Below are 16,915 nucleotides of genomic sequence, written 5' to 3'. Positions count from 1 at the left end.
TGTCGTCAAACGATCGTGTACCGACATGCGTCGCCGAGTGGAGGCGTCGCGGATGTTGAGCATTGCGCGCCAGTGTCAACGTTCCGGCTTCGGGTCAGGTCGGCGGGTCGGGGCGTATCTGGCGAGCATGGTCTGGACGGCCTGTTCGACGGCATCGTGGATGTCGGAGGCTGCTGGGTTCCAGTCGGTCAGCAGCATGCGGGGCCACAGGACGTAGTTGGCGATCATGCCGAGGAACTGGTTCGCGGCGCTCGCGGCGTCCGGGACATCAGCGTTGCCCGCCTCGTGCTCGGATTCCAAGTAGTGCTGGACGGAGGTGAAGTAGGGCAGTTTGCCGAGCTGGAACTGCATCCGTCCCAGTTCGGGGAAACGAGGCAGTTCGGCGATGACGATCCGGAACAGGGCTGTCATGCCGGGCCGGCCGACCAGGTCGGCATAGCGGTGGCCGACGGTTGTCAGTCCGGAGCGCAGATCTCCGGTCTGTGGCCGCGCGGCAGCGTCGCCGGCGTCACGCTGCCAGGACTCGGTGACGATGGCCTCGAACAGGGCCGCCTTGGTGGGGAACCGCTTGAACAGAGTGGACTTCGAGACCCCGGCCGCTTCGGCGATCCGGGCCAGTGAGGTGCCGTCGTAGCCACGATCCAGGAACAGCTCTGTGGCTGCGGTGGTGATCGCCTCACGTTTCTGCTGAGCGAGCCTGCGGTGGTGCGCGGAGAGTTCTGCTGCCATGCGGACAGTATGCCGCAGACCCGAGGCGAGTCACTTGACTCGCCTCGGTGGTCCTGCTTACGGTACGAGAGAAAGGCGAGTCGAGTGACTCGCATCGTATCTGTGGCGCCGAGTGAATTCCGGCAGCCGCGTGGTGGAGGAACAGTTCATGACGATCGACAAGATCGCTTTGGTGACCGGTGCGAATCGCGGCCTCGGACGTAGCGCGGCCATCGCTCTGGCCACACGCGGGGTGCGGGTCGTGGTCACCCACCGCGGTGATGCGGCCGGGGCTGAGAAGACGGTGGAACAGGTGCAGGCGGTGGGCGGGACTGCCGCAGTTCTCCGGCTCGACATCAGCGACGTCTCCTCTTTCGCGTCCTTCACCTCCGAACTGAGCGAGCAGCTGGAGCGCTGGGGTACTTCGCGGCTCGACATCTTGGTCAACAACGCGGGAGTGGGGATCTTCGGACCGCTGGAGGACGTCACGATCGACGACTTCGACACGCTGATGGGCACCAACGTCCGGGGCACGTTCTTCCTCATCCAGTCACTTGTGCCGCTGCTGACCCAGGGCGGCCGCGTCATCAACGTCTCGACGTCACTGACCCGCCACACCAGCCCCGCCACCTCGGTCTACTCCACCTCGAAGGCCGCCGTCGAAGCCCTGAGCCGCACCCTCGCCGCAGAACTCGGCCCGCGCGGCATCCGGGTCAACTCCATAGCCCCGGGGCCGACCGCCACCGATTTCAACGGTGGAGCGATGCGGGACGACGCCGAGATGCGCCAGGTTCTGGCCGGACAGACCGCGCTCGGCCGCGTCGGCAACCCTGAGGAGATCGGCGACGCCATCGCCACGCTGGCCTCCGAGGGTCTGCGCTGGGTCACCGCCCAGCGAATCGAGGTCTCCGGCGGCGCCCTCCTCTGAGCGACCGGGCGACGGCCTCTAGAGACGCAGGCAGCGACGGCCCCGATTCACGCCCAGCCGGTCTCGTCCTCGTCCAGCTCCGGCGCATCGGGGTCCCGAAGCGGGCGCAGGACGCCGGCGGCGGGGGTCGAGTCGGTGAAGCTGTAGCGGCCGAACAGGTTCAGGTTGCGGTGTTTGAGCGGGGAGAGCCGGGCGGTGTCCTCCTCGCGGAGTTCGTGTCCCTCAGCCTGGAGCTGGGGGACTGCGGCGTCGATGTAGCGCGTCATCCAGAGCACGATGGCGTTGAGGACCAGACCGAGCGCGCCGAGCTGGTCCTCCATGCCGTCAGTACGTCCTCGCACACGGCCTCCCACTCCGGGCCCTCCAGCAGGCGCGCCCGCGGGTTGGACCAGCGGAGCGACGGAGCGGCGAACACATCGCGGTAGTTCAGCGCCCGGTGCAGCTGCCCCAGCACGCACACCACGTACGCGTCCCGGTCCACCGCGCCCTGCGGCAGGTCGGGGTTGGCGTAGACCGCCTTGCGCCAGACCGGCGGCACCAGCTCGTCGTCGACCTCGCGCGGCAGCAACGGCTTCACCCTCACTTTCCGCCGGGCCAGCGCCGGAAGCGCCCGGACCCCGGCGAGGACCCGTTTGCCGCCACTGGCCGCGGACAGCGCCTTCGACTCGCCCAGCAGGGCGAGGAACGGCTTCACCGTGTTGTACCGGGTCACCAGCGCGGCCCGCCTCGTGACCCCGGCCGCGTCCTCGTCCTCGGGCACCATCGAGACCACCGTGGCCGCCGCGGTCATCACGGCGGCGCGCGGGGCGGCCTCCTCCAGCACCGCCCACAGCGCGGCCACGTCCACATCCGTGCCGTGCTCCTCGACCAGCTCCAGCTCCTCGAACAGCACCTTCGCCGCCCGCGCGAGCATGCGCGACGCTTTCTCCAGCTGCGGCAGTGTGGACAGCCGTTCCTTCTCCCGTCTTCCGCTTCGCCGTGTTCAGCAGCCGGGAGGCCATGAGGACCTAGAACCGGTCCAGAGCCTCGTCGATCGCCTTCGCCTCCAGGTGCCGCATCACCGCGGTGAGCATCGCCGTGCGCTTCGGCTCCGCCGCCCGCTCCAGCAACGCCGCCTTCCCCCCCCAACGCGTACCGGGCCAGCGCCGCCATCCGGTTCGGCGGGATCTGCGACAGCTTCAGCCGCCCGAGCTGGAACGCACCGACCTCGTCCACCCGCTCCAGCGCGCGGGCGAACGCCGTACCCGTCGTCCGCGTCGGCGGCCGGCGCAGCCGCTCCAGCTCCGACAACCGGGAGCCCTCCGGCGTCTTCAACGTCTCCACCAGATCACCGGGCAGCGACGCATCCGCGCGGCGAGCGGCTCCCGCGACGGTGGCATGCAGCCGCTTGTCCGCGCCCGCCCTCACCTCCGACACCTGCCGGGCCAGCACGCTCACTCCCGGCACCAGCACCCGGTTGCGGCGCAGTCACCCCACCGCGTTGTCGAACAGCGCCTTCGGCCCCTCGGCGTGCGTCCACACCCGCCCGTGCAGGAACGTACGGAACCGCCGCGACCGCTCCGGATTCTCGTACTCGTGGTACTCGTAGGCGTCCCGGATCTCCCACGCGTGCTCGTACGCCGTCTTCGGCCGCTCGGTGTACCGCTTAACCACCGACGGGTCCTCGATGCCGAGCTACGCGGCCAAGTGCTCGACCACCGGCCACGGCGCGTGAAGCGGGTCGTCCGGGAGGAACCGGCCGATGTAACACGGACTACCTGTTCGCCGAGTACCGCGAGCTGGACTGCGACTACGTGTTCGTGAACCTGTGAAGCGGAACCATCGGCACGCCAATGGGGTACTGGGCGGCGATGAGCCTGGTGAAGCGGCTACGACGGCGCACAGGGGGTCGACTTTCACCCCCATCTGTTCCGGCACACTCACGCGACCGCGCTGCTGCGGGCGGGCGTGCGGCTGGAAGTGGCGAGTGAGTTGCTCACGCACCGCTCGGTCCACACCACGGCGGACACCTACAGCCACCTGAACACGGATGACTTGGCCGAAGAGCTGGACCGCGTCGGCTTCAGGGGCTCGTGGTGAGCGCCGACGGCCGCCTGGCCGCCGTCGTCCCGTTCCCTGGAGACCTGAGGGCCGCAGCCCTGCTTGGTGTGGTGCGGCCGGAGTTCCGAGTCGAGCGTTTCGTGCCACCAGCCGGGCACTTTCTGGCGCCGACTCCCTGCGTGATCGCCCCGTGCTTGAGGAAGAACGTCTCGCACGGGTTGTGCGCCGCGCACGACGCGGCCTGGCGGAAGGCCGGTCGGCCCGAGCGGGAGGCGTGGATCGCGGACCCAGCGAACTGGCCGGCCGGGCTGAGCCCGGACGTGGCACTGTGCCTGGTCAGCGGATGCCGGTACTCCGGCGGACTTTCGGGCCTGTGTGACCTGCACCTGGCCGACCTCAACGGCCTGCACTCGCGGGGCCAGCGCATCAGCGTCCGACAGTACGCCGCCGCCGCGCCGGCCCTCTCCCGTCCGTCCGTGAGACGGTGCGGGTTTCCGAACTGCGGCTACGAGATCAGCCGCAGCGGTTTGCGCGACGGGCACCACTACCGCTGGACGAAGGTCGGGCGGCCGCCGCTGGCCGCCGAGCTGACGCTCCGCAACGTCCCCAGCTTCTCCGTCGCGGGCCTGCCGCCGCTGGCGGAGCTGGAGTTCCAGTACCTGCTCCAGCTCCGCACGGACCAGCGACACTCCAAGGTGGTCCCCAGTTCCTGGGTCCGCGCGGTCAACACCGTCATCGCCGAGGGCGTCTCCTCAGTGCGGGACCATCCCGCCCACCACTGGCGTTGCCTGTCGCTGAACTACACCACCGTCCCGCAGCTCTTCACCGATCTGCTGGAGGCCCTCGGCGCCCTCGACGGACCAGCGGAGGAGTGGGACAGGGACGTGTGGCGCCCCGAGCGGCTCGGCTACAGCATCGAGGAGCGCCAGCGCGTCGCCCCGCTGGACTTCACCGGCATCACCCAGCCCTGGCTGAGGCAGACGGTCAAGCGATACCTGCGGCTGCGGCTCGCGCGCACGGAACTGCGGTCGGCCGCGCGCAACCTCCACGACTTCGTGCTCTTCTCCCGGTTCCTCGCGGAGGCCCGCCCCGACCGGCAGAACGACCCAGCTGCGCTGGACCGGCCGTTGCTGGAGTCCTATATCGGCTGGGTCGGCCGCAGGACGGTGGAGCAGAAGGGACCGTACTTTGGCCAGCCCGTGGCCCCGGGGAGTCGCAGCCGCCTGCTGTCGGCGGTCTCCACGATGCTCGAAAACGTGGCGCCGCTACGACTGGCAGCCTGCGCTGCCCGCCGACGCCCGGATCCACCGGGACGAATACCCGCGGTCGCGCGGGCTGAAGGCCAACTTCATCGACGAGCACGTGATGGAGCAGATCGAGTCCGAGGAGAATCTGGCCCTGCTGGACCCCGAGACACGCGCACTGGTGCTGATCTGCCGACGAGGGCCTGCGCATCAGCGAATCCCTCACCTTGAAGGCCGACTGCCTCAAGAAGACCCCGTCGGGCCGCTGGGCCCTGGTCCACTACAAGAGCAAGGACAAGAGCTTCCGGGCCATCCCCGCCTCCCGCGTAGTGGTGGACGCGATCAGGGAACAGCACGGCCGGGTCCGGGAACGGTTCGGCGGCGCCTGCCAGTGGCTGTTCCCCAAGGTCAGCGGGAACCCGGACGGAAAGTATCCGATGCCCTACGGCACCGTCGACACCCGATTCGACGCCTGGCTGAAGCGGATTCGCCTCATCGACTCCAACGGCGACGCCGCCGCGGTCAGCTGGCATCAGTTCCGGCACACGCTGGGCACCAGAATGGCGAATGCGGGCGTGTCCGGACGCACCATCCGCGAGGTCCTCGGGCACACCTCCTGGGCTATGCAGGAGCACTACTCGCGCATCGCGGACGACACGCTTCGCCGCGAGTACGAGGAGAAGTACGAGGTCCGCTTCAACCTCAAGGGCGAGACCGTCAAGATCCACCGCGACAGCGACCTGTCCGGCGTCGAGTGGCTCGCAGAGAAGATCGGACGCCGCCTCCACGCGGTCGCCGGCGGCTGGCGCGGACGGCACATCTCACGTCCGTGCCCCAAGACCGCAGCCGACGGCTGTTACTTCTGCGACGACTTCCAAAGCGACCGGCAGTTCCTGCCCGTCCACCACGACACCCTCGCCCGCACCCGTGAGCTGCAATCCGACGCCGTAGCCGCCGGCCGATCCCGCGCTGCCGACATCAACGCACGGCTGGCCACCGCGGTCGAGCACGTCATCGCGCGCATCACCGACCAGGAGAACAACGGACTGGCCCCGGCGTCGGACGGCCTCCCTGGCGGCCGAGACGAAACGAAGAGGTAAGCAGATGCGGGGGGTGCGGGCGCTGCGGGACGCCAAGCGGAAACTGAACGAGGAGAACGAACGGTTCCGCAACGAACTCGCCGTGGCCCTCGGACAGCTCCGCGACCTTCGACGAGGCATCCCCACCCCACGCGGTTAATGCCCGGTCTCGGGGTACGGCCCGGCAGCGGTGAACCGGCGGATCCGGTCCTGTTCGGCGGTCTCGTCGGAGGTGTCGAAGTGCCGTACCTGGTTCCACCAGCGATCATGGTCATAGCCCTCGCGGTGGTTGAACTCGTGGGCCGTACTGCGTAGCCGCTGCCACTCGCGCACGATCGCGGCCCGCTGCCACCTCTCGGGCCGCTCCACTGCGAGCAGTGTGTACAGGAGCCCGGCCGAGTCGCAGACCAGGCGGAGCAGAGCCCGTATGGCGAAGGACGTCTCACCAGTCTCGCCGACCTCTTCGTACACCCGGCCCAGCTGGACGTTGAGGAACGTCTCCAGGGCACGGACGTCCTCGGGCCTGAGGTCTTCGGCGTAGGTGAGGGTGCGTTCGGACGGAGGGGTGGTCATGCGGGTGGGTCCTCCCTTTCGTGCGGTGCCAACTGGATCAGCCCCCGCAGTGGACAACTCTACGGAGACGGAGCTGACACTGTCAGCCACACAAAAGACCAGCTGAGAATGGCTGACGAGCCAGAAAGGTCCAGATAACCGCTTGCTCATCAGTCAGAAACTCCACCGGCACGAGCACCGCAACCAGCCCCGACACCGGCCCGGCGATCTTTCCGCGAACCCCAGCGGAGCGCCCAGCCGGTGTGCTGGCCGAACATGATCGTTCTCGGCGCCAACGGCTGTACCGATGTTCCCCGAGGCCGGTACCCCTCCACGCGCTCGCTACTCACCTGTCTCGTGCTTCGAACGATCCATGGACGGCGGCTCGTTGTAGGTGATCACGACCGGCGCGTTCGCCTCCGCCCGTGCTCGGTCCGACGCCGTCGCGATCTCCTGGTAGGTCCATTTCCTGTGCAGGCGATCGCCGTGGGCATCGGTGATGTCGATGACCACGCCGGTCCACTCCCCGGCAGGCTGTTCAGGCACGAGTCCCAGCTCGTATGTAGCGTCCTGGAGGAGGGATTCGGTGATGCGTATGCCGGTGAGTCTCTCGGCCAGGGCGAGGACCGCCGCCTTCCGGTCGACGTCCGGGGCGCTCTCGTCGTGCTCTCCCTCGCAGGTCAGAGGGAAGCCAACTTCCCTCAGCAGGGGGACCAGTTCATCGGGGGTGCTGCCGTCGCGCGACGAGGGGCCCTCGAACGTCGTACGGAGCTCACCGTCCTCGAACCAGTGGAAGAGGTGGATGGGCTTGCCGCCGTTGGTCGAATGCGCCAAGACCCGGCCGCCCTTCGCCAGCATCTCGACGCACGGCGCCGCGATCCCCAGGCCACCGTCGAAGCCGAGGACGAGTGTCCAGTCGCCGTCCTCGCCCGGAGCGCTGAAGGCGCCCGCGACGTAGGACTCGTCCCAGTAGTCGCAATCCACCTCGGCGCGGTGAGCGTTGTCCGCCTCGATCAGCCCGGCCGTTCCCTCCCCGGCACCGCGTGGTTCTGCCTCCATCGCACGCAGCACTTCGCGGGGGGTTCGCCCCCGTATCAGTGTCAGGGTGTATCCGCTCTCCATCATGTGGCGGAAGAGCGGCGAGGTGCGGATCCAGGCATAGTCGTGCGCGGTCACCAAGTTCATACGGCGCAGTGTGCCTGATGCCTGTGACAACGCCTGGTGCGAGCAGGTTCCTACAGTTGGAGCTGGAGCTGTCGCGCCCGCATCACTGCCTGAGCTGCGTGCAAGCGGCTTTTGACGTTGCTTCAGAGACGTCAGGAGGTGCGCGATCTCACGGATGGGTAGATCCGCGCAGTCGCGCAGCACCAGGACCTGCCGGTGCGCCGGGAGCATGGATTCCAGTTCCTCCGCCACCGCCAGGGTGAGAGGGCGCTGTTCCTCGGAATGCTCCACAGACGGCCGAGACCAGCTCTGGGCCTGGCGCCGACGCAGCCCGGCGTCTTTGCTCCGTGAGCGATGTCAGTCACTGGCCACACGGGAGGCGACAACGGTGAGCCAGGCCAGGGGATCACGCACCTCCGGTCGCGTCGGGCCGGCCCGCTCCTCACACAAATTGAGCCTGCCCCGGTTCCTGGTAGCCCGGTCCCACCCCACGCTGAGGAAGCCGCCTGAGATCCCGGCATCCACCAATCCACCAGGGTGATCCAGATCAACCGCTGCGAAGCGGACCTCGGACAGCCCATCTCCGAATGAGCCGAACGCGGCACGGCCATGAAACTGACCCGATTTGGGAAACGCGTAGTCGCGGCAGCTCGGAAGATCCAGGCTGAAGAGGGCGCAAGGCCACGAGATGATCGCGTCATGACTGAGATCGTTCTGATGTCCGACCCGAAGGTCGCAGCCGTGCCTGTTCAGGAGTGCGGTGAGCCGCTTGTGGATGTGCGCCGAGACAGTCCCTTGCTGGTCGACGAGCGGAAGTGGCAGGACTCCGCCGGCGCCTTCGCCCACCTGCGGGCAGGAGTGCTCGACCGTCTTCTCACGGCCCAGGCACAGCTGCCTCAAGCGATGCGGCTCCTGTTTGTCGAGGGGTATCGCCCACCGTCCCTTCAACGCCACTACTTCGACGAATACGCAGCCCAACTGCGGGCTGAGCATCCGGAATGGACCGCCGAGCAGGTCCGCTCAGCAGCCAGCCGTTACGTGTCCCCGCCCGAGATCGCACCGCACAGCGCTGGAGCCGCCGTCGACCTGACGCTCGCCGATGTCGACGGCCATGAACTCGACATGGGCACCCGCATGAACGCGACTCCTGAGGAGAGTGCGGGCGCCTGTTACACGCAGGCCGACAACATCAACGACGCTGCTCGCTCTCACCGGCACATCCTGAGTACTGCGCTCACCGCTGTCGGCCTGGTCAACTACCCCACAGAGTGGTGGCATTGGTCATACGGAGACCGTTATTGGGCCTTGGAGACAGGAGCGGCAGCCGCCCACTACGGGCCCAAGGAACTCGACTAGGTGCTGTTTGGGTTCGGATCCAGGTGGCGTCAGGCCTTTCCCGTTCGGCTGTTTGACCATCTGTTAGCGTGCGCGGATGGAAGATCTGGGACCTGTGGCTTGGCCGCCTGAGCCAATCAGGACCGAGAGGCTCGTGCTCCGTGAGCCCGAGGACCGGGACCGTGCAGCGTTCATCGAGCTGCTGGCGTCACCAGAGGTGCACACCTACCTCGGCGGCCCCCGGCCGCGTGACGAGCTTGAGCGCGAGATGCCCGGGGCGCCCGAGCGGTGGCCCGGGAGTTTCGTCGTTGATCTCGACGGAACGATGATCGGCCAGATTCTGCTCAGGAGAGCAACAGGGCACCATCGCCCGGCTGCCGCAGGGAAGACCGATCTCGGCTACCTGTTCCTGCCACGAGCGTGGGGAATCGGGTACGCCGCCGAGGCATGCGCGGCGGCACTCGGCTGGCTCGCCGACACGCTTCCCGGCGAGCCGGTGGTGCTCACCACCCAGACTGCCAACGTCGGCTCGATGCGTCTCGCGGCGAAGCTGGGGTTCAATGAGGTAGAGCGGTTCGAGGCCTGGGGCGCCGAGCAGTGGCTCGGCATGTGGTCCCCGGTCACGCCGTCCAGTTGAGTTTGCGACGGAGCCGCCGGGGGAGTACCCGCCCGTCCACGCGCGAGCGGCCCGCAGCCGCGCTTGCCCGCGCGCATGCCGGGCGTCACTTCTAACTGCAGACTTTGTACCTGTACCAGAAGCAGTTCGGAACCGGGTGTCGGCAGCGACGTCAACCAGGCCCTGGGCATGGTCAACCTCGCGTTGCTCGACTGGTTCACTTCCTTCGACCCCGAGCAGGCCTGCGCCGACGATCGCGGATTCCGGCACCCATAGCGGTGGCCGCGCCTGACACTGGTGCGGCGTTCGGCGGAGACGGCGCCGTGCGGGCTGATGGGAGACGGCAGCGTCGGCGGACGTGCCGGAAGCGGCTCCCCGGGTCGCCTGTTTGACGCGCTCGGATTTGAGCGCGCAGGCATCGTCGATCCGAGAGATTCGGCCGGACTCAGATGAAGTGACAGCCGTGGCCGGCTGTCACTTCGCGTGCGATGCGACGCCACTGGTCCTCCCCGCCGGGCAGGGGCCAGGACCAGGTCGGCTGTTCCGCGGTGTTCAGGTCGTGCAGGAGGCGGACGAGCTGTGGGCCGGCGGTGGCGGCGCCGTCCGGGACGGTGGGGCCGTGGACGGCGCGGAGTTCGGTGAAGCGTGCCAGCTCGTCCTCATAGAAGCTCACGGCCTCATCGACGCGCGCGGCCAGGTCGTCGCGCGGCACCGTGCGGTGCAACTGCAGCAGCGGAGGCTCGATGGACTCGGCGATCGCCGCGGCGAGCCGCGCGTGACTGTCCAGGATCAGATGGCAGTCCAGGCCACTGACCCACCACAACAGGACGGGTGGGAGTGTGCCTTCACGGGCCTGCTTGCGGTATGCCTTGACCCGGCTGTCGTCGGTATCGGGCATCGGCCGCAGCGGAAGGACCTCCCACGCCCCGGAATGGACGAACCAGTCGATGTATCCGTCCGGATGACCGTCGACGAGCATCGAGTTCCAGTACTCGGCATGCGAAGTGTTGGGGTGGCGCCAGCGCCGGAGCGGACTCTCACACGAGAGCAGCCACCGGCCCTCGTGCAACGGGCTGTCCGGTGAGTCGATGAGGTACTGCGCGAAGCGGTGAGCCCACCGTTCCAGGCTGCCCGTCAGGGCGCGCGCCACATCGGCGCGCAGCGGCGGGACGAAGGAGCGGTACGCGTCGGTGCGCCAGAAGTCCACGCCCCCGAGCTGCTCTTCGACAACGGCAAGCAGCACAGGCCGCGACGTCTGGGAGATCAGCGGTCGCGGCCCGGCACTGAATACACACAGTCCCGGCTGATGTTGGTCGTGCACGTCCAAGGACAGGCCCACCCACGTGCCGTCGTTCCGCGTGACATTGCTGCGCTGCATGCCGAGAGAGCATAGACGGCTGCCGCATGGAATCTGTCGTGCCGTTGTTGTCGCTGGAGGGGAATGGCCGGCCGGGGGTTCCGCGAGGGTTCGGCCGCTCGTTGGGACGTGCGAACTGATTCGCTTGTCCGGAGTCTGCGGTTGAGGCGGGCGTGAGCAGTGGTCCCGTCAGCGGTTGTTGCGGAAGACGAGCAGATAGCGCCAGAAGAGGAGCCTGCGGATGCTGCATCCAGGCAGTAGGACCGCGGCCTTCTGACGGATCTGCGGCAGGGGAATGGTCGGCTGGCTCACCGGCGCTTTCACCTGTCCTCGACCGGTCGAAGCGGCGGCTGGGCGAATCTTGTCCTTCACTGCGACAGTCAGCCTGGCGACGGCGTTGACGGGCACGGCTGCCAGGCTCCAAGCCCAGTCGAGCCGGGTCTTCTCCGGATAGCAGCCCAGGATCACGAGGACTCCGCCGGGCGCGAGTGCCTCACGTAGTGCGGTGACGGTGTCGAACGGCATGTGATGGATGCTGGCGAGGCATGAGATGAAGTCGTAGTGAGCTTTGGGCAGTTCGGCTTCGGTGACGTTCGCGTGCTGGGAGCGTGGGCTCCCGTCACCGGCTTTCCGCCCCGACAGCGCGCGGGCCTCGGCGATGGCCTCTTCCGACGGGTCGATCGCATCGACATCTATGCCCAGGTGAGCGAGCCGACGAGCGAGCCGGCCGGTTCCACAGCCGACGTCCAGGGCCGCACCGCAATTCCGCGGCACGTGGCGCAACAGCAGACGGTGGTAGTGGTCGTTGTGATCAAAGGGCATGGTCCGACCCTGCCACGGCGGACGAGTACGCCGCACGACTGGTCTGCTGCCGTCAACCCCGACCGGGCCGCGAACCCGGTCGGGGCCAGGGAGCCCAAATCCGCTCGCGTGTGACATGGCGTGCCGATCTGCTTTGAGGGGTTCGGTCGTTGGGATGGTCGTGGAGTTGTCGTCGCAGGCCGCGCCCGGAGTCGAGAAGGCAGCCGTGCAGGCCGTCGAGCGCGCGTGTCATCGCGCCGACACGGCGGGGTTCACGGACTGATCGCGGCCGCCGCCGGGACGCCCTGGACGCGGTGGACCCCCCGCCGGGGCGCTCGCCGAGCTCGGTCCGGAGGCGGCTCAGGCTCTCGCCGCGGTGGCGGCGACCGCTGACGTACGGCGCATCCTCGGTCTCGCGGTGTCCGGCGAGGAGACTCCGGCTGCTGGGGGGTCCTTGCCGGGGAATGGCTGCAGGCCCCGGAGGCGGCGCGGGCTCGGCCCTGGACACGGTCCGCGGAAGGCGTGCATCCCACTGGACACGCCGAGACGACGGACGCATCCACCTCAAGGTGACCATCCCGAACAACACCCTCGCCGAGATCTGGGTGCCCACTCAGGGAAGGAGCGTCACAGCCCCGCGGGGTCCGGCATTCGTCCGCGCGGACACCAGTGGCGGCAAGCCGTACCGGGTCTACCGGGCCACCGCAGGTACTTACCACTTCAACGCCCCACGCCCCAGGTGACCCGCATCAACGTCACCGTCACGCCCTATCGCGCCGACCTGATCGAGGCGGCTGAGTAGTGGAGTGCCCCTGACGTGTCGGCATGCTCGGGTCTGTCCCGAGAGGCCCGGGCATGGTTTCGAGATGTAACCACTTCTCACAGCTGGGCTGTCGACTCGGTGGCGGGGGAGGACGCGACGGAGCGCGTGCCGACAGCGGGTGCCAGGATGATCGCCACGGCGGTGAAGGCGAGGACGACGATCATGGCGACGCGAAGGCCGTAGTGATCGCCGAGGAAGCCGAGGCAGGGCGGTCCGACGAGGAACGCGACGTAGCCGATCATCGCCACGAGGCTGACCCGTGCGGCTGAGTTGGGCCCGGAGTCCGCGGCCGCCGAGAGGGTGACCGGGAAGCCGAGCGAGGCTCCCAGGCCCCAGAGGAGAACGGCTGCGCCGGCGAGGGCGGCCGAGTCGGCGAAGACGACAACGGCGATTCCGAAGGTCGCGCAGATGGCGCTGGCTCGGACAACGGGGGCGCGGCCGAGGCGGTCGATGAGGAATCCGCCGGCGAAACGGCCGATGGTCATGGCGGTGGCGAAGCCGGTGTAGACGGCTGACCCCAGGGCGGGGTCCACGCCGTGGCCGTCGACCATGAGCAGGGGCAGCCAGTCGTTGGCGGAACCCTCGGCCAGGGCCATGGCCAGGATGACCCCACCGATCAGCAACAGCCGTGGGTCCTTCCAGACTCGCACCGGGGTCTGTGTGGTGCTTGCGTCGGACTGCAAGCTGTCGTCTCGGGTCTTGCCAACCTCATGGGGAATGGCGCGGAATGCATAGGCGAACATGGCTGCCGTGACGGCGGCCATGGCGGTGAGGTGCCACTGCACCGGGAAGGAGACGGCGGTACACAGGATTCCCAGCGCGGCCCCGACGACGGTTCCCAGGCTGAAGAAGCCGTGGAGCGTGGGTAGTACGGTCCGTCCTGTGATCTGCTCGACGTCGGCGCCATCGATGTTGATCGCGACCTCTCCACCGCCCATTCCGGCACCGAAGAGGAACAGTCCGGCGGTGGTTGCCGGGGCGGAGGAAAGCGCGGTCCCCAGGCCGATCACCGCCATGCTGAGGATGATCAGCAGCGTTGCGGCGCCCATGACGGGCCGGGTGCCGAACCTGGCCACGAGCGTTCCGGAACTGAGAATGCCGATCATGGATCCGACTGACAGCCCGAACAGGACGATGCCCATCTGCGCGGTCGAGACGTCGAGTCGGTCCCGGATGTCGGGTGTCCGGGTCACCCATGAGGAGATCGACAGGCCGGGTATGAGGAAGAAGAGGAACAGTGCCGCCCGGCGGCGGCGCGTGGCCGGGTCCATCAAGAGCTGTGCTCTTTCACGTGTGTTGGTCGACTGTTCACAGGATTGCCGCCAGTGACTCCAGCGACGCCCGGTAGTCGGGACCCACGGGGGCGAGGATCGCACTCGTGACACCCGCGTCTAACAGGCCCGCCAGAGTGGACCGTGCCTGTTCCGGTGTGCCTGCCACGGCGAGTTGTCGTACCCATTCGTCCGGCAGGGCGCGGGCGAACTCCTCGGCGCTGTCACAGCGTGAGCGCAGGGCGACGAGGTCGTCGTGGAAGGGAAGCGGGGCGATGTGGGGCCGCCAGTCCGGTTCTGCGACCACGGCGAGGGCGGGACGGGCGGTTGCCAGCGCGACGGCGGGATCGTCGTCGATCGCCGCGATGTTGTAGGCGACGAGACGGTGGGGGCGGGTGGGTGCGATGTGCTTGAGGGCTTCTGTCACGTAGGCCGGTGTCACCGGTTCTGCGAGGAGAGTGCCGTCGGCCACGTCACCCGACACGGCCAGGGACTTGGGACCGCGTACGCCCGCCAGGACGGCGGGGGCCACAGCCGGGGTGGAGCTCTCGTGCAGTCGTACTCCGTCGATGTGCACGTACTTCCCGTGCTGATCCACGGGTTGGCCGCTCAGCAGCGACTTCAGGACGGTGATGTACTCGGCCAGGAGAGTCAGGGGGCTCTTCGGCCATGCGCCGACGCTCCGCATCCAGGACGGCATGCCGTGACCGACAGCGATGTCGAGGCGGTCGGGGTGCAGTTGGGCGAGACTCGCGATCTCCATCGCGGTGAAGGCCACATTGCGGGCGCCGGCCGGCAGGAGTCCGACGCCGACCCGGATCCGCGTGGTGGAGGCGAGGACGGTGGCCGCCTGTACGAGTCCTCCTCGGTAGCCGAGGTCTTCGACCACCCACAACTCGTCGAAGCCGTGTTCCTCCGCACGCCGGGCGAAGGGGATGATGTCCCGCGTCGGAGTGTCGCGGGGCAGGAGGACGCCGATGGTGCCGTCCCGTGTCGTCATGGTGATCTCGACCTCCGCAGGTTCACGCCGCATGGCGGCTTGGTGCTTCGTCGCGCGCCGGTCAGCCCTGGCTACGGGCCTTCGACGTCTGAATCCCGGACTGGACGCGGCAACAAGGATGCGTGCTCGGAGTCAGGTTCCGAACACGCATCCCTGCCGGTCTGTGTCACCGCCGGGACGGTCCTGTTGTCAGCGCAGGGCTATCCAGACGGTCTTGAGCTGGGTGTACTGCTCGAAGGCTTCGAGACCGTCGTCGCGGCCGCCGAATCCGGAGGCTTGTAGCCGCCGAAGGGCGTGCTGATGGCGCCTTCGCTGTATTCATTGACAGCGACGGTACCGCCCCGGACACTGCGGGCCAGTTTGAGGGCCCGGTCGACGTCGCGGGACCAGACGGTGGCGGCCAGCCCGTAGTCGGTGTCGTTGGGGATGGTGAGTGCTTCCTCGGGGCAGCATCAGCAGACCGGCCCGGACCGGCATCCGCCGACGACCGGCCCGGAGATCATCGGGTGCCTCGCACGATAACCCCGCCCACCGACACTGCTTGGGGCTCATACAGTGCCGCGCTGAAACTCAGTGGCAGGTAGCGAGGAGCGGCCACTGGTTGGCAACGGAACCAGGGGCATGTGCGACGTGGTTGGCCTGTCAGCGTCTGATTCTGCCGCGTGCGGCGAGAGCGGCGAGTCCGAGATGGATGGGTTCGCTGAACCGGCTGAACATCTCGATCCCGGTGCCAGCAGTGGTGGTCCCGGCCGCTGGCGCTGGAAGACGACGGAATTCAGTACGACGTTCCGGGCTCTTTCCGCTCAGCTGAGGGCCCAGCGCTTGCTGGGGGAGAGGGCCGGACAGGGTGGGGTCGGCCTTGTCGATTACGTAGGTGGAACCCGTTGAGGGGGGCGGGCATGGCGCCGGTCGCCGTCGGTGTCGGGTTGGGCAGGCCGCACAACATCGTCAGCGCCACGGCGCCCGCTGTCCCAAGGCCGCGGGCCTGTCGTCCCCGAACGGTCAGGCGGCGTCGGCGAGGAGGTCCTGCGACAGGTCCCACAGGCGCCGGGCGCCCGCCGGGTCGACGGCGTAGCGGGCGGCGACGCCGTGCAGGCTGCCGGAGCGCCGGTCGACGATCTCACTCTCGTTGCAGTCGACGAAGTAGCGGCCGCCCACCCCGTCGAGCAGCGGTGAGGTGGCGAGGAGCGCCGAGGTGGCGGCGCCCTGTCCGACGGTCTTGATCAGCTCGGCGGGGACGCGGCCGCTGCCCCGGCCGCCGGTGTGTCGTTGCAGGTTGGTGTAGATGGCGCCGGGCATCAGGGCGTTGGCGGTGATGTTGTCGTCGGCCCAGCGGCGGGTCGCTTCCACTGCGAAGAGGACGCCTGCGGTCTTGGACTGTCCGTAGGCGAGCCAGGGGTCGTAGGGGCGGAAGGCGAAGTTGACGTCGTCCCACACGATCGGTGACTGCTGGTGGCCGGTGGAACTCACCACCACGACACGGGCGTTGCCGTCGGCGGCCAGCGCGCCGCGCAGGCCGGTGGCGAGGGCGAAATGGCCCAGGTGGTTGGTGGCGAACTGCCACTCCCAGCCCTGCTCCGTGTACTGCTCGGGGCAGGCCATGACGCCCGCGTTGTTCACCAGGATGTGCAGCGGGCCCTGCCAAGCGGCGGTGAAGGCTGTGATGGACGCGGGATCGGTCAGGTCGAGGTGCACGGCCCGCACGTCCTGGTTGCCGGTCGATCCGGTGATGTCCTTGGCGACGCGTTCGCCCGCCGCCACGTCCCGCACGGCGAGGGTGACGGCCGCACCGGTGGTTGCCAGGGCGCGGGCCGTCTCCGCGCCGATTCCGGAGGAGGCGCCGGTGACCACCGCGCGGCGGCCGGTGAGATCGATTCCTGACACGACCTCGCCGGCGGTGCTGGCGAAGCCGAACGGAGTGGTGATGGCACGCATGAGTGGATTCCTTGCTGAGAGGCTGGACCTTGAAGCGCCCACGGGCGCTGCGGACGGGCGGC

Annotated in this window: 16 protein-coding genes and 3 pseudogenes; 8 read left to right on the top strand and 11 right to left on the bottom strand. The window is 68.4% G+C overall.

Annotated elements, in window-relative coordinates; genetic code table 11:
• Positions 1–75 precede the first annotated feature (75 nt).
• Positions 76–729, bottom strand: coding sequence for a TetR/AcrR family transcriptional regulator (locus tag QF035_RS01360; protein WP_307517581.1), 654 nt, complete (start codon positions 727–729; stop codon positions 76–78).
• A gap of 148 nt (positions 730–877) precedes the next feature.
• On the opposite strand from QF035_RS01360, the gene QF035_RS01355 reads away from it, so the two are divergent.
• Positions 878–1,636 carry an SDR family NAD(P)-dependent oxidoreductase gene (locus QF035_RS01355; RefSeq protein ID WP_307517579.1) on the top strand — a complete coding sequence of 253 codons (759 nt, stop codon included), beginning with the start codon at positions 878–880 and terminating at the stop codon, positions 1,634–1,636.
• A gap of 47 nt (positions 1,637–1,683) precedes the next feature.
• Here the strand turns inward: QF035_RS01355 and QF035_RS01350 are convergent, their stop codons facing one another.
• Positions 1,684–1,956, bottom strand: coding sequence for a Tn3 family transposase (locus QF035_RS01350; protein ID WP_307517578.1), 273 nt, complete (start codon positions 1,954–1,956; stop codon positions 1,684–1,686).
• A gap of 5 nt (positions 1,957–1,961) precedes the next feature.
• Positions 1,962–3,382 (bottom strand): annotated as a pseudogene (locus QF035_RS55585) (DUF4158 domain-containing protein); the annotation flags it as partial.
• 147 nt (positions 3,383–3,529) lie between these two features.
• Here QF035_RS55585 and QF035_RS55580 point away from each other — a divergent pair.
• The 4 genes and pseudogenes from QF035_RS55580 to QF035_RS01325 all read left to right on the top strand — a co-directional run.
• Positions 3,530–3,715, top strand: a pseudogene (locus tag QF035_RS55580) (tyrosine-type recombinase/integrase); the annotation flags it as partial.
• On the top strand, positions 3,712–5,151 hold the full coding sequence (locus QF035_RS01335; RefSeq protein ID WP_307517574.1) for a hypothetical protein: 1,440 nt from the start codon (positions 3,712–3,714) through the stop codon (positions 5,149–5,151). The pseudogene QF035_RS55580 and the gene QF035_RS01335, both read left to right, overlap by 4 nt.
• Positions 5,148–6,020, top strand: coding sequence for a tyrosine-type recombinase/integrase (locus QF035_RS01330; RefSeq protein ID WP_307517572.1), 873 nt, complete (start codon positions 5,148–5,150; stop codon positions 6,018–6,020). The genes QF035_RS01335 and QF035_RS01330 overlap by 4 nt, the downstream gene beginning before the upstream one ends.
• A 4-nt stretch (positions 6,021–6,024) precedes the next feature.
• Entirely contained in the window at positions 6,025–6,159 is a 135-nt protein-coding gene (locus tag QF035_RS01325) for a hypothetical protein (protein WP_307517571.1), read from the top strand.
• Here the strand turns inward: QF035_RS01325 and QF035_RS01320 are convergent.
• Entirely contained in the window at positions 6,156–6,572 is a 417-nt protein-coding gene (locus tag QF035_RS01320) for a hypothetical protein (RefSeq protein ID WP_307517569.1), read from the bottom strand. The genes QF035_RS01325 and QF035_RS01320 overlap by 4 nt on opposite strands.
• 321 nt (positions 6,573–6,893) lie before the next feature.
• Positions 6,894–7,736 (bottom strand): DUF6461 domain-containing protein, encoded by an 843-nt coding sequence (locus QF035_RS01315; protein WP_307517567.1) that lies wholly within the window; start codon positions 7,734–7,736, stop codon positions 6,894–6,896.
• Between the two features lie 678 nt (positions 7,737–8,414).
• Here QF035_RS01315 and QF035_RS01310 point away from each other — a divergent pair.
• Positions 8,415–9,071, top strand: coding sequence for a M15 family metallopeptidase (locus tag QF035_RS01310; protein ID WP_307517566.1), 657 nt, complete (start codon positions 8,415–8,417; stop codon positions 9,069–9,071).
• 76 nt (positions 9,072–9,147) lie between these two features.
• Positions 9,148–9,687 carry a GNAT family N-acetyltransferase gene (locus QF035_RS01305; protein WP_307517565.1) on the top strand — a complete coding sequence of 180 codons (540 nt, stop codon included), beginning with the start codon at positions 9,148–9,150 and terminating at the stop codon, positions 9,685–9,687.
• Positions 9,688–10,111: 424 nt separating this feature from the next.
• Here QF035_RS01305 and QF035_RS01300 read toward each other — a convergent pair whose 3' ends face one another.
• Together QF035_RS01300 and QF035_RS01295 are read right to left on the bottom strand one after the other, a co-directional pair.
• Positions 10,112–11,044 carry a hypothetical protein gene (locus QF035_RS01300; protein WP_307517563.1) on the bottom strand — a complete coding sequence of 311 codons (933 nt, stop codon included), beginning with the start codon at positions 11,042–11,044 and terminating at the stop codon, positions 10,112–10,114.
• 168 nt (positions 11,045–11,212) lie between these two features.
• The gene (locus tag QF035_RS01295; RefSeq protein ID WP_307517561.1) at positions 11,213–11,845 is read right to left on the bottom strand and encodes a class I SAM-dependent methyltransferase; all 633 of its coding nucleotides are present in this window, start codon (positions 11,843–11,845) and stop codon (positions 11,213–11,215) included.
• A gap of 443 nt (positions 11,846–12,288) precedes the next feature.
• On the opposite strand from QF035_RS01295, the gene QF035_RS55575 reads away from it, so the two are divergent.
• Positions 12,289–12,567, top strand: coding sequence for an alpha-L-rhamnosidase C-terminal domain-containing protein (locus tag QF035_RS55575; RefSeq protein WP_373466594.1), 279 nt, complete (start codon positions 12,289–12,291; stop codon positions 12,565–12,567).
• Positions 12,568–12,703: 136 nt separating this feature from the next.
• Here QF035_RS55575 and QF035_RS01280 read toward each other — a convergent pair whose 3' ends face one another.
• From QF035_RS01280 to QF035_RS01270, 4 genes and pseudogenes are all read right to left on the bottom strand, one after another.
• A complete protein-coding gene (locus QF035_RS01280; RefSeq protein ID WP_307517560.1) occupies positions 12,704–13,918 on the bottom strand; it encodes an MFS transporter in 1,215 nt (404 codons plus the stop codon).
• Positions 13,919–13,955: 37 nt separating this feature from the next.
• Positions 13,956–14,951 (bottom strand): LLM class flavin-dependent oxidoreductase, encoded by a 996-nt coding sequence (locus QF035_RS01275; RefSeq protein WP_307517559.1) that lies wholly within the window; start codon positions 14,949–14,951, stop codon positions 13,956–13,958.
• 167 nt (positions 14,952–15,118) lie between these two features.
• A pseudogene (locus tag QF035_RS55570) lies at positions 15,119–15,349 on the bottom strand (aldehyde dehydrogenase family protein); the annotation flags it as partial.
• A gap of 571 nt (positions 15,350–15,920) precedes the next feature.
• On the bottom strand, positions 15,921–16,853 hold the full coding sequence (locus tag QF035_RS01270; RefSeq protein WP_307517557.1) for an SDR family NAD(P)-dependent oxidoreductase: 933 nt from the start codon (positions 16,851–16,853) through the stop codon (positions 15,921–15,923).
• Positions 16,854–16,915: the final 62 nt, after the last annotated feature.

The organism is Streptomyces umbrinus (assembly GCF_030817415.1).
GTDB classification, from domain to species: Bacteria; Actinomycetota; Actinomycetes; order Streptomycetales; family Streptomycetaceae; genus Streptomyces; species Streptomyces umbrinus_A.
The sequence above is the reverse complement of the archived record's forward strand: the minus strand, read 5'-3'. Positions and strand labels throughout refer to the sequence as shown.

Excerpts from the sequence above, each read along its gene's own strand:
- QF035_RS01360 (WP_307517581.1), bottom strand. The coding sequence starts at position 729 with ATGGCAGCAGAACTCTCCGCGCACCACCGCAGGCTCGCTCAGCAGAAA.
- QF035_RS01355 (WP_307517579.1), top strand. The coding sequence starts at position 878 with ATGACGATCGACAAGATCGCTTTGGTGACCGGTGCGAATCGCGGCCTC.
- QF035_RS01350 (WP_307517578.1), bottom strand. The coding sequence starts at position 1,956 with ATGGAGGACCAGCTCGGCGCGCTCGGTCTGGTCCTCAACGCCATCGTG.
- QF035_RS01325 (WP_307517571.1), top strand. The coding sequence starts at position 6,025 with ATGCGGGGGGTGCGGGCGCTGCGGGACGCCAAGCGGAAACTGAACGAG.
- QF035_RS01320 (WP_307517569.1), bottom strand. The coding sequence starts at position 6,572 with ATGACCACCCCTCCGTCCGAACGCACCCTCACCTACGCCGAAGACCTC.
- QF035_RS01315 (WP_307517567.1), bottom strand. The coding sequence starts at position 7,736 with ATGAACTTGGTGACCGCGCACGACTATGCCTGGATCCGCACCTCGCCG.
- QF035_RS01310 (WP_307517566.1), top strand. The coding sequence starts at position 8,415 with ATGACTGAGATCGTTCTGATGTCCGACCCGAAGGTCGCAGCCGTGCCT.
- QF035_RS01305 (WP_307517565.1), top strand. The coding sequence starts at position 9,148 with ATGGAAGATCTGGGACCTGTGGCTTGGCCGCCTGAGCCAATCAGGACC.
- QF035_RS01300 (WP_307517563.1), bottom strand. The coding sequence starts at position 11,044 with ATGCAGCGCAGCAATGTCACGCGGAACGACGGCACGTGGGTGGGCCTG.
- QF035_RS01295 (WP_307517561.1), bottom strand. The coding sequence starts at position 11,845 with ATGCCCTTTGATCACAACGACCACTACCACCGTCTGCTGTTGCGCCAC.
- QF035_RS55575 (WP_373466594.1), top strand. The coding sequence starts at position 12,289 with ATGGCTGCAGGCCCCGGAGGCGGCGCGGGCTCGGCCCTGGACACGGTC.
- QF035_RS01280 (WP_307517560.1), bottom strand. The coding sequence starts at position 13,918 with ATGGACCCGGCCACGCGCCGCCGCCGGGCGGCACTGTTCCTCTTCTTC.
- QF035_RS01275 (WP_307517559.1), bottom strand. The coding sequence starts at position 14,951 with ATGCGGCGTGAACCTGCGGAGGTCGAGATCACCATGACGACACGGGAC.
- QF035_RS01270 (WP_307517557.1), bottom strand. The coding sequence starts at position 16,853 with ATGCGTGCCATCACCACTCCGTTCGGCTTCGCCAGCACCGCCGGCGAG.